Annotated in this window: 9 protein-coding genes; all 9 read right to left on the reverse strand. The window is 72.5% G+C overall.

The genetic code is table 11. The features are described 5' to 3' along the window. Nucleotides 1–133: 133 nt before the first annotated feature. The 9 genes from rodA to FHS22_RS30780 all read right to left on the reverse strand — a co-directional run bounded on the left by rodA (nucleotide 134) and on the right by FHS22_RS30780 (nucleotide 10,014). A complete protein-coding gene (gene rodA, locus FHS22_RS30740; RefSeq protein WP_338048028.1) occupies nucleotides 134–1,294 on the reverse strand; it encodes a rod shape-determining protein RodA in 1,161 nt (386 codons plus the stop codon). Further along, nucleotides 1,291–3,375, reverse strand: coding sequence for a penicillin-binding protein 2 (mrdA, locus tag FHS22_RS30745; protein WP_184947565.1), 2,085 nt, complete (start codon nucleotides 3,373–3,375; stop codon nucleotides 1,291–1,293). Before mrdA ends, rodA begins: the two co-directional genes overlap by 4 nt. Before the next feature lie 5 nt (nucleotides 3,376–3,380). Next, nucleotides 3,381–3,917 carry a rod shape-determining protein MreD gene (gene mreD / locus FHS22_RS30750; protein ID WP_184947529.1) on the reverse strand — a complete coding sequence of 179 codons (537 nt, stop codon included), beginning with the start codon at nucleotides 3,915–3,917 and terminating at the stop codon, nucleotides 3,381–3,383. After that, nucleotides 3,914–4,930: a rod shape-determining protein MreC gene (mreC, locus tag FHS22_RS30755; protein ID WP_184947531.1), complete on the reverse strand. Its 1,017-nt coding sequence runs from the start codon at nucleotides 4,928–4,930 to the stop codon at nucleotides 3,914–3,916. The genes mreD and mreC overlap by 4 nt, the downstream gene beginning before the upstream one ends. After that, on the reverse strand, nucleotides 4,930–5,961 hold the full coding sequence (gene mreB, locus FHS22_RS30760) for a rod shape-determining protein (protein ID WP_184947533.1): 1,032 nt from the start codon (nucleotides 5,959–5,961) through the stop codon (nucleotides 4,930–4,932). The genes mreC and mreB overlap by 1 nt, the downstream gene beginning before the upstream one ends. A 207-nt stretch (nucleotides 5,962–6,168) precedes the next feature. After that, nucleotides 6,169–6,579, reverse strand: a complete 411-nt coding sequence (ndk, locus tag FHS22_RS30765) for a nucleoside-diphosphate kinase (RefSeq protein WP_184947535.1) — start codon at nucleotides 6,577–6,579, stop codon at nucleotides 6,169–6,171. Between the two features lie 91 nt (nucleotides 6,580–6,670). Beyond that, entirely contained in the window at nucleotides 6,671–8,317 is a 1,647-nt protein-coding gene (locus FHS22_RS30770) for a hypothetical protein (RefSeq protein WP_184947537.1), read from the reverse strand. Between the two features lie 11 nt (nucleotides 8,318–8,328). Beyond that, nucleotides 8,329–8,667 carry a DUF4233 domain-containing protein gene (locus tag FHS22_RS30775; RefSeq protein ID WP_184947539.1) on the reverse strand — a complete coding sequence of 113 codons (339 nt, stop codon included), beginning with the start codon at nucleotides 8,665–8,667 and terminating at the stop codon, nucleotides 8,329–8,331. 54 nt (nucleotides 8,668–8,721) lie between these two features. After that, nucleotides 8,722–10,014: a bifunctional folylpolyglutamate synthase/dihydrofolate synthase gene (locus FHS22_RS30780; RefSeq protein WP_184947566.1), complete on the reverse strand. Its 1,293-nt coding sequence runs from the start codon at nucleotides 10,012–10,014 to the stop codon at nucleotides 8,722–8,724. Nucleotides 10,015–10,524: the final 510 nt, after the last annotated feature.

Consider the following 10,524-nt stretch of genomic DNA (forward strand, 5'->3'; position numbering starts at 1 on the left):
GGCCCCTCCGTCATCGCGAGTTCCGGCTTCGTTCCCAGAATGTTCGCTTGACGCGGGAAACGCCAGTGAGAGCCGGGGACCGCCCACATGCGGGAGGCTCTCATGTAACGGGGCCCCAGGTCGCGGGGCCGGGTTAGAAGCGGTGTTCGTGCATGTGGATCGCCTGGAGGATGCCGACGGCGATCATGTTGGCGAAGGTCGCGGTGCCGCCGTAGGAGACGAACGGCAGCGGCAGTCCCGTGATCGGCATGACCCCGATCGTCATGCCGACGTTGATGAGGACCTGGAACCCCAGCCAGCACACGATCGTGCCGGCCACCAGCATGCCGAACCGGTTCTCGCACAGCCGCGCGATCCGCAGGCCCCGCAGCAGCACCACCCCGAGCAGCGCCACCACGGTAACCGAGCCGAGGAACCCGAACTCCTCGCCCGCCACGGTGAAGACGAAGTCGGTGTGCTGCTCGGGCACGAACCGGCCCATGGTCTGGCCGCCGCCGAACAGCCCCTTGCCGAACAGCTGCCCCGAGCCGACGGCGTTCATCGACTGGGTGCTGTTGTAGCCGACGCCCCGCGGGTCGGTGGACGGGTTGACGAACGCGGTGAACCGGGCGACCTGGTACGGCTCCAGCACGTCGAGGAACCACACGGCCGCTCCCCCGGCCGCCACGGCGACGGCCAGGCCGACGACCCAGCGTTTGCGGATCCCGCTGAGGATGAGCGCGCCCGCCGTGATCACGCCGAGGACCATCGTGGTGCCGAAGTCGGGCTGCGCCATGACCAGGCCCATGGTGAGCGCGGCCACCCCCAGCGCGATCGCCACGTCCAGCCCGCGGGGCCGGTCGCCGCCCGCGGCGGGCTGGGCCAGCAGCATGGCGAGCGCGAGCACCAGGCCCAGCTTGGCGAACTCCGAGGGCTGCAGGGCGAACCCGCCGCCCAGCATGATCCAGGAGTGGGCGCCGTTGACCTCCGACCCGACCGGTGTGATCACCAGCACCAGGCCGAGCGCCGCGGCGCCGTACACCAGCGGCGAGTAGGCCCGCAGCGCCCGGTGGTCCACCGCGGCCGCCGCGACGGCCAGTCCGGCGCCGATGCCGAGGTTGAGCAGGTGCTTCTTGAGCAGGCCCGTGCTGCCGGGCGCCCACGTCCTGGTGGACGACCAGATCAGCAGCGTGCCGATCAGGGCGAGCGCCGTCACCGCGACCGCCAGCGGGCCGTCCATCCGCCAGATCGGCGAGGAGGCCCCCGCCAGCCCGGGGCTGCGGAACCGGCGCGAGAAGCGGGTCAGCCGGATCACCGGACCTTCCCCCGCGCCGCCTTGACCGGCCGGGTGACCGTGCCGTCCGGTCCGATCACCGGGGGCGCGGCCGCGGGCGCCCAGCCCGGCAGCGCCGCACGTGCGTTCTTGCCCTCGGGCGTGAACCCGTAGATGCCCTCGTAGATCTTCCGTACCGCGGGGGCGGCGGCCTCGCTGCCCATGCCGCCCTGGGAGACCATCGCGACGACCACGAAGCGGGGGTCGTCCACCGGCGCGAACGAGGCGAACCAGGAGGTGTCCGCCTTGCCCCACACCTCGGCGGTGCCGGTCTTGCCGCCGACCTTCACCTTCTTCATCGGGAAGCCGAGGAACGCGCCGGCCGCGGTGCCGTCGGCGGCGACCTGGCTCAGCGCCCGCTTGATGTAGGCCCGCTCGGCGGCGGAGATCGGCAGCTTGCCGGTGACCGGCACCTTGATCTCCTTGACCGTGGTGCCGTCCGGCCGGACCAGCTTCCAGCCCACCCGGGGGCTGCGCAGTCTCCCGTCGGTGACCAGCGCCGCATACGCCGCGGCGAGCTGGATCGGCGTCACCAGCACGTCGCCCTGGCCGATGGAGAAGTTGGCCGCGTCACCGGGGCGCAGCTGGTCGCCCTCCTGGCAGTTGTCGCGCGCCAGCGCCTTGAGGAACGCGGCCCGGCCGGCGTCGGTCTTGGCGACCTCCGGGTATCCGGTCCTGGCGCGCTTGCAGTTCTCCTCCTTGGTGGCGATCCACGTCTCCTTCTTCCAGGCCCGGTCCGGGATCCTGCCGGGAGACTCGCCCGGCAGGTCGATGCCGGTCGGGCGGCCGAACCCGAAGGCCCGGGCCGTGTTCGCCATGATCTCCTTGGGCCTGCCCTTGGGCTTGCGGCCGCCGTCGCGCGTGTACTGCTCGAAGGCGGCCCGGTAGAAGATCGTGTCACACGACTTCACCAGGGCCGTGTGCAGGCTCAGCACGCCCAGCGCCCGGCCCCGGAAGTTGTTGAACGACCGGCCGCCGACCATGAAGGAGCCGGGGCAGTTGTAGCGCCCGTCGATCGGGTAGCCGGCCCGCAGCATCGCCGCGACCGACGACATCTTGAACGTCGAACCGGGCGCGAACTCCCCCTTGATCGCCCTCGACACCAGCGGCTTGCCGGCCTTCTCCGACAGCAGGCGCCGGTAGTCGTCCTCCTCGATGCCGCCGGTCCAGACCTCCGGGTCGTAGGACGGCGCGCTGGCGATCGCGACGACCCGGCCGCTGCGCGCGTCCAGCACCACCCCGGCGGCCCCGTCGGCCTGCGGCGCGGCCTCCATCGCCTCGGCGATCGCCTTCTCGGTCACGGCCTGCACCTTCGCGTCGATGCTGGTGATGAGCGTGTCCCCGGGGACCGGAGCCACCTGCTGCTCCGTCCCGAGCACCCGGCCGAGCCGGTCCACCTGCACCCGCTTGCGCCCCGGCGTGCCGCGCAGCGCCCGGTCGTAGACCGACTCCAGGCCGTCGCGGCCCGACACGTCGACCCCGGAGAACTCCGCCTTGAACCCCTCGCGCCGCTCCAGTTCCTCCTTCGTGACCGGCTGCAGGTAGCCGAGCGCCTGCACGCCCGCACTCCGGCCCGGATGCTCCCGTACGGCCTGCACGCTGGTGACGATCCCGGGGAACCGCTCCTGCCGCTCCAGGATCTGCAGGGCCTCGCGGGTGCCGACGTCGCCGTCGACCGGGACCGGCTGGTGCGGCGAGCCGGCCCAGCACGGCTTGGAGACCGTGGGACCGCACGGCCGGATCCGCCGGGCCAGGTCCGCGGGGTCGCGGCCGAGCACCGCGCCCAGCCGCGCCATCACGGCCTTGCCACCGTCGGCCATCTTGGCCAGGGCCGTACGGTCCACCGAGACCACCAGCGCGGTCCGGTTGCGCACCAGCGGCCGGCCCGCCGAGTCGAGGATCTGGCCCCGTACGGCGGGCATCACGACGTCGCGGGTGCGCGTCTCGGTCGCCGCCGCCACGTACCGGGGACCGTCCACGACCTGCACCTGCCACAGGCGCGCGCCGAGCATCAGCAGCAGGGCCAGCGTCAGGGCCCGCAGCGCCCGCAACCGGCCCCTCATGCGGTTCACGAGCGGCTCCGCACCGCGGTGTATCCCAGCCGGGGCACGATCCGGGGCCTGGCCCGGCCCCGGACCAGCCGGGCCACCGCCCACACCACCGGCGGCGCGGCCAGTACGTTGCCGGCCACCGCCGCGGGCAGCAGTTTCCCGAGCACCTCCGCACCGGCCGGGACCTCCCCCAGCAGCCCGCCGGCCACCGCCGCGAGCAGGGGGCCCGCCGCCGCGCAGCCCAGCGCCACCACCGGCCCGGCGTCCTCCCTGATCTCCAGCACGCGGCCGGCGGCGTATCCGACCAGGCACAGCACCAGCGCGTGCCGGCCCGCCACGTGCGCGGCGGGCGGCAGGACGTCGTCGAGCAGCCCGGCCGCGAAGCCCATGACCGCCCCGGACTCGGCCCCGGCGACCAGCGCGTACCCCACCACGGTGAGCAGCACCAGGTCGGGCGCTATGCCGCCGGGCAGCGAGAACCGGTTGACGACCGTCACCTGGAGGATCATCACCGCCAGGATCAGGCCCAGGCCCGTCGTGTCACGCCTCGTCATTCGGTCTCCTCCCGCTTGCGGGGCCTGCGCCGTTCCCGGCGGGGCCGGCGTTCCCGGGGGGAGGTCGTTCCAGGGGCGCCCGCGGCCTTGGCGGGGTCCGATGCTTCCGAGGGGCCCGCGGTCTTCGCGGGTCCGGACGCCTTCGCGGGGCGGGGCGGCAGGAGCGCGTCGCGCGGGTCGCGCTCCGGCGGCTCCACCACCACCCCCACCACGTCCAGCGCCGTCAGGTCGGCGTACGGCCGCGCGTAGGCGGTCCGGGTCAGCTCTCCCGGCGTCGCCTCCACCCGCTCGATCACCCCGATCGGCACCCCCGCCACGTACGGCGCGCCCCGGTGGGAGCCGAAGCTCACGATCCGCTGGCCGGCCTCGAGCGGCGCGGTGGAGTCGAGCAGCCGGAACTGGAGCAGCCGGCCGTGGTCCCCGGTCCCGTTCACGAACCCGATCTCGCCGCTGCCCTCCAGACGGGCACCGGTCGCCAAGGCGAGGTCGCTGACCAGGACCACGGTCGAGGTCGCCGGTCCCACCCGGATCACCCTGCCGACCAGGCCCGCGCCGCTCAGCACCGTCATCTCGGGCCGCACTCCGTCGGACTCGCCGGCGTCCAGCTCGACGGCCTCCTCGAACCCGGGGACGCCGCGCCGGGCGACCACCTGGGCGGGCACGATCCTGTATCCGCCGGTCCCCGCCGCGCCCAGCAGCCTGTGCAGTTCCTCCGACCTGCGGCGGTCCAGGTTCTGCGCCATCAGGTCCCGCCTGAGCCGGTCGTTCTCCCTGCGCAGTTCCTCGACGCGTTCCTGGGCGCCGGGCGCGTCCAGGAGCGCGTCGAGGAAACGGCCCACCGGCCGCGCCACCTCCGCCCCGAGCTGCTCGACCCCGCCGAACACCGCCGCGCCCATCCCCTTGAGCGGGCCCAGCGGGGAGCCCTCCCCCGTCCGGTGGTCCACGGTCATGAGCACCAGCGCCATGGCCAGCAGCAGCCCCGTGATCGCCCGCGTCCGGCGTGTGTCCTTCATCAGTGCCGTGGTTCCGGCACGAGGACCTGCTGCAGCGCCTCGAAGTCCTCGACGCACTTGCCCGACCCCAGCGCGACCGAGTCGAGGGCGTTGTCCACGCGGTGGATCGGCATGCCGGTCTCGTCCCTGAGCCGCTCGTCCAGGCCCGCCAGGAGCGCCCCGCCCCCGGTGAGCGCGATGCCCCGGTCCATCAGGTCGCCGGAGAGCTCCGGCGGGCACTTGTCCAGCGTGGTCTTGACCGCGTCCACGATCGCGTTCACCGGTTCCTCGGTGGCCGTGCGGATCTCCCCCGCCGAGACCACGGCCGTCTTCGGCAGGCCGCTGACCAGGTCCCGGCCCCGGATCTCCGCGTGCCCCTCCTCGGGCAGCGCGCAGGCCGAGCCGATCGCCATCTTGATCTCCTCGGCGGTGCGCTCGCCGAGCATGAGGGAGTGCTCCTTCTTCGCGAAGGCGATGATCGCCTGGTCCAGCTCGTCACCGCCCACCCGGATCGACTGGCTGGTCACCACACCGCCCATCGAGAGGATGGCGACCTCGGTGGTGCCCCCGCCGATGTCGACCACCATGTTGCCGGTCGGTTCGTGCACCGGGAGCCCGGCCCCGATCGCCGCCGCCATCGGCTCGTCGACGAGGTAGACCCGGCGGGCGCCGGCCTGGTATCCGGCCTCCTTCACCGCGCGCTGCTCGATGCCGGTGATGCCGCTCGGCGCCGCGATGACGATGCGCGGCTTGGCGAAGGGGCGGCGCCGGTGCACCCGCTGGATGAAGTAGCGGAGCATGCGCTCGGCGACGTCGAAGTCCGCGATGACCCCGTTTCTGAGCGGCCGGACGGCCACGACGTTGGCGGGGGTTCGGCCTATCATCCGTTTGGCCTCGATGCCGATGGCCACGATCTTCCCGGTGGTCGTGTTGATCGCCACGACCGACGGTTCGTTGAGCACGACACCGCGGCCGCGCACGTAGACGAGTGTGTTGGCGGTGCCCAGGTCGACCGCCATGTCGCGGCCGAGGAACGCAAGCTTGCTGCCCATGGAAGGCTGCCCTTCCTTCCGTCAGGTCATCGGCGAAAACTACAGAACGAATTCGAAGCGTAACCTGACGTACCCAACTATGGGCATAATGAGCCGTCTCGTCCCATTAAAATCTCCGGCTCCACGAACACGTCGGGCCCCGCCGTCCCCGGAGGGACGACGAGGCCCGGGTGTGCCGGACGGCTGGAGAGCCGGCCGGTCGGACGACTAGAAGCGGTCCGGGAAGAAGATCTTGATCTCGCGGGCGGCCGACTCGGGGGAGTCGGAGCCGTGGACCACGTTCTCGCCGATCTCCAGGGCGTGGTCACCGCGGATGGTACCGGGGGCGGACTTGACCGGGTCGGTCAGGCCGGCCAGGGAGCGGAACGCCTCGATGGCGCGGGGGCCCTCGAGCACCAGCGCGACCAGCGGGCCGGAGGTGATGAACTCGACCAGCTCGCCGAAGAACGGCCGCTCGGAGTGCTCGGCGTAGTGGGCCTTGGCGGTGTCGGCGTCCAGCGTGCGCAGGTCCATCGCCACGACCTTCAGGCCCTTACGCTCGACGCGGGCGATCACGTCGCCGATGAGACCACGCGCGACGCCGTCGGGCTTGATCAGGACAAGAGTGCGCTCGGACACTGATGTTCTCCTTCGAACATGGATGACTCGCAGAGTGCGGTGAACGGGCGAAGTTTACCGTCCCCGGCAGGATCCCCCACGGCCGGTGATCTCATGCATCGGCGGGTCTGTCCTCGGTGGAGCCCTCCGGGGAGGACATGGGAGAGGGCACCACCGGTCCCGTGCCCGCCGACTCCGGCTCCGGCTCCTGGCCGGCGTCCGGCTCGTGCCCCGCCTCCCGGCCCGGCTCGTGGCTCCTCGCCGCTCCCCGCTCCGGTTCGGGCTCCGGCGCGGTGACCGGCCGCCCCTCCTCACCGGCGGCGGAGTCGGCGGCGGCCGTACCGGGCGCCGTCGGCGCGCGGCGGGCCAGGATCGCGCCGAGCACGATCACCGCGACCACCAGGGCACCGCCGATCAGCGCCCAGAGGTGCAGGGCGCTGACATATGCGTCGACCAGCGACTGGGCGGACGCCGCCTCCCGCACGGCCTCCCTGAGGCGGAGGAGCAGGACCCCGCTGCCCAGCATGAAGCCGGCGAGGACCCCGGGGAAGAAGAGCGAGAGCGCGAAGAGCGCCGCTCCCGGGCCCGACGGGCGCAGGGCGGAGGTCAGGGCCGTCGCCGCGCCGACCGCGAGGAGCAGGAACGGAATGACCAGTGCGGGCCCGCCCGCGGCCGGGAGCAGGAAGCGGACCGCGCAGAGCCCGCCCACCATGACCACGAGGCCGCCCGCCGCGACCAGGGGCATGATCTGGTCCTTCAGCCGTCCCGCCAGCACGGCCGCGGCGAGGCCGGCCACTCCGGCGGCGGTGAAGGCCTGCCAGAGACCGGAGAGCCCCGGACCGCCCAGCCCGCCGAGCCCGACGTAGGTCACCTGGGCCGCGGTGGGCAGCGCGACCACCCCCACCGCCACCGTCGTGTAGGCGAGGGTGCGCCCGTTCACTCCCTCGAAGGTGCCCACCGAGGCGAGCCCCAGCAGCGCGAGGACGGACAGCAGTGCCGCCGCGGCGATGAGCTCCGGCGCCCACCCGAAGGTGGCGCCCAGCGCGAGGACCACGATGCCCACGGCCGGGGCCGTCGTCATCAGCAGCCGCCCGCGCTCCGCGGAGCTCGGCCCCGGACCCGCCGCGGCGCTCTGGCCGCTCCTCAGCCAGAGCACGAGGTAGAGCGCGGAGAGCGCGAGGGCGACACCGGTCAGCAGCGGGTACGGCTGGAGCGTGATCCGCCACGAGGTGGCCTCGTCCAGGGGCCACAGGGCCAGGGCCTGCGCGGCCAGGAGGCTCACCGCGAGCACGCCCGCCCACACCGCGCGCAGGATCCGGGGCCGCTCCCACACCGCCACGAGCGTGGCGGGCACCAGCAGCCCGGCGCCGACCCCGTGCGCGACGCGCAGGATCCCGACCACCAGCGGGGAGCCGGCGTAACCGCCGGCCGCGTCGGCGAGCGCGAGCAGTGTGAGCCCGCCGACCAGGATCGGAGCGGCCCGCATGCGGCGCACGACCACCGCCGCCAGCGGGACGGTCAGCACCATCGCGGGCAGTGCCAGCCCGTGCGCTCTGACCATGTCGAGCTCCGCGACGTCGGCCGGTAGCAGCGCCTTCACCACCGCGATGGTGTTGGGGATGGCGACGATCGCCAGCGGGAGCGCCACCATGACGAGCAGCCCGAGGACGATGTCGATCGGCAGGGAGGAACTGAGCGCGCGCACCGGGACGGTGGACCCTGCGGCCACCGCCTGCGCCGACTTCTGGGGGACGGCCATGTAGGCCGACTTTAGCGGGAAGTCACGCCCTCGACACGGCGAGCGACGAATATCGCGGTAATCCACAGCGCCAGGAAGACCGCGCCGAGGAAGAACATGGTCGGGACCAGCAGTCCCGCGGCGATCGCGAGCACCTGGACGACGCTTCCCGCGACGTAGGCGAAGGGGTGCTTGAGCAGGCCCGCGACCAGCACGCAGGCGACCGCGAGCCCGATGCCGACGGCCACCGCCACGAGCGGCTCGACGTCCTGGGTGTTGATCGCCACCGGGGTGAAGAGCCCGACGACGATCGCCTCCATGCCGAGCACACTGGCGCAGAGCCGCCTCATGCCCGGGGTAACCGTGATCATTTTTTGCCTTCCGCCGTCGTCCGGGTCATCCGGTCCGCTTCCGATCCCACCGGGTCACCCGACCTCGTCCGCCTTGAGCAGCAGCCGGGCGTCTCCCGCGGTGACCACCGATCCGGTGATCAGCACCCCGGCCCCGCCGAACTCCCCCGCCTCGTCGGCCAGGCCGATGCCGATGTCGATGGCGTCGTCGAGCCGCTCGGCCCGGCGTACCCGGTCGGGGCCGAAGATCTCGGCGGCCAGGGCCTCGAGTTCGGCCGGCTCCATGGACCTGGGCGAGGAGTTCCGGGTCACCACGATCTCGTCGAACATCGGCTCCATCAGCTCCAGGATGCCCCGGACGTCCTTGTCCCCGAAGACCGCCACCACGCCGACGAGCCTGGCGAAGCCGAAGGACTCGTGCACGGCCTCCAGCGTGGCCTGGACTCCGCCGGGGTTGTGCGCGGCGTCCACGAGGACGGTGGGTCCCCGCCGGACGACCTCCAGCCGCCCCGGAGAGCGGACCTGCAGGAACGCCTGCCGTACCAGCTCCGGGTCGAGCGGGTCCTCTCCGGCCGTCAGCGCCTCGACGGCCGCCAGCGCGCAGGCGGCGTTGCCCGCCTGGTGCGCGCCGTACAGCGGGAGCAGGACCTCCTCGTAGTCCGCTCTGAGGCTCTTCAGGTGCAGCAGCTGCCCGCCGATCGCCAGCTCCCTGGCGAGCACCCCGAACTCCAGTCCCTCCCGCGCCACGGTCGCCCCGGTCTCCGCCGCCCGGCGCAGCAGCACCTCGGCCGCGGGGAGCTCCTGCTGCGCGAGTACGGCGGTCGCGCCGGGCTTGATGATCCCGGCCTTCTCCCCCGCGATGGTCTCCACGTCGGGGCCCAGGTAGTCGGTGTGGTCCAGGGAGACGGGGGTGATGACCGCCACGGCCCCGTCGGCGACGTTGGTGGCGTCGAACGTGCCGCCCATACCGGTCTCTATGACCGCGACGTCCACCGGAGCGTCGGCGAAGGCCGCGAAGGCCATCGCGGTGAGGGTCTCGAAGAAGGAGAGCCTCCTGCCCTGGGCGTCGATCATCGCGAGGTAGGGGGCGACGTCCTCGTAGACCTCGGTGAAACGCTCCTCGCTCAGTGGCGCCCCGTCGACGCAGATGCGCTCGCGCATGGAGACGAGGTGCGGACTGGTGAACCGGCCGACGCGGAGGTTCCGCTCCCGGAGGATGGTCTCGATCATCCGTGTCGTGCTCGACTTGCCGTTGGTGCCGGCGACGTGGATGACCGGATAGGAGTTCTGCGGGGAACCGAGCACGTCCATGAGCGCGGCGATCCTGTCGAGCGTGGGCTCGAAGTTCCACTCGACGCCGCGTTCCATGATTGCCAGTTCAACCGCTCGATAGTCCACGGTCCCAGCCTACTGACCTCTGTGACGGGTTCCTGCCCGCCCTCTCACCGCATCCTCTTCGAGGACGTTCCCCCGGAGGGGACGCTTCCCGGTTCCCGGGGATTGCTGAGCGCAATATTCATCGCGCTCAGCAATCCCCGGAAAACATCCCGGCCGCCCTCCCGCAGAAACCGCTCGGAACGGACCCGGACGGCCCGTCCACGAAGTGACACCCGACGACAGGGACCACCCGGCCGCAGCTCACGCACAACGTGCTCGCACACCCCCCACCGCGGGGCCGCGCTCCGGGAGAGCATCGACGCCCTGACCCGGTGGAGCCAGAGAGAGCAGCGGTAACACGCCACCGGAAAACACGAAAAAAGGGGGCCGTCCCCTTCCGGGACGACCCCCTCCGAAACACAGAAAGGGCCACCCCGAAGGATGGCCCTCACTGAAAAGATTGTCCGGCGGCGACCTACTCTCCCACACCCTCCCGAGTGC

Source organism: Thiemannella venezuelensis, from assembly GCF_014203605.1.
GTDB lineage: Bacteria > Actinomycetota > Actinomycetes > Streptosporangiales > Streptosporangiaceae > Planomonospora_A > Planomonospora_A venezuelensis.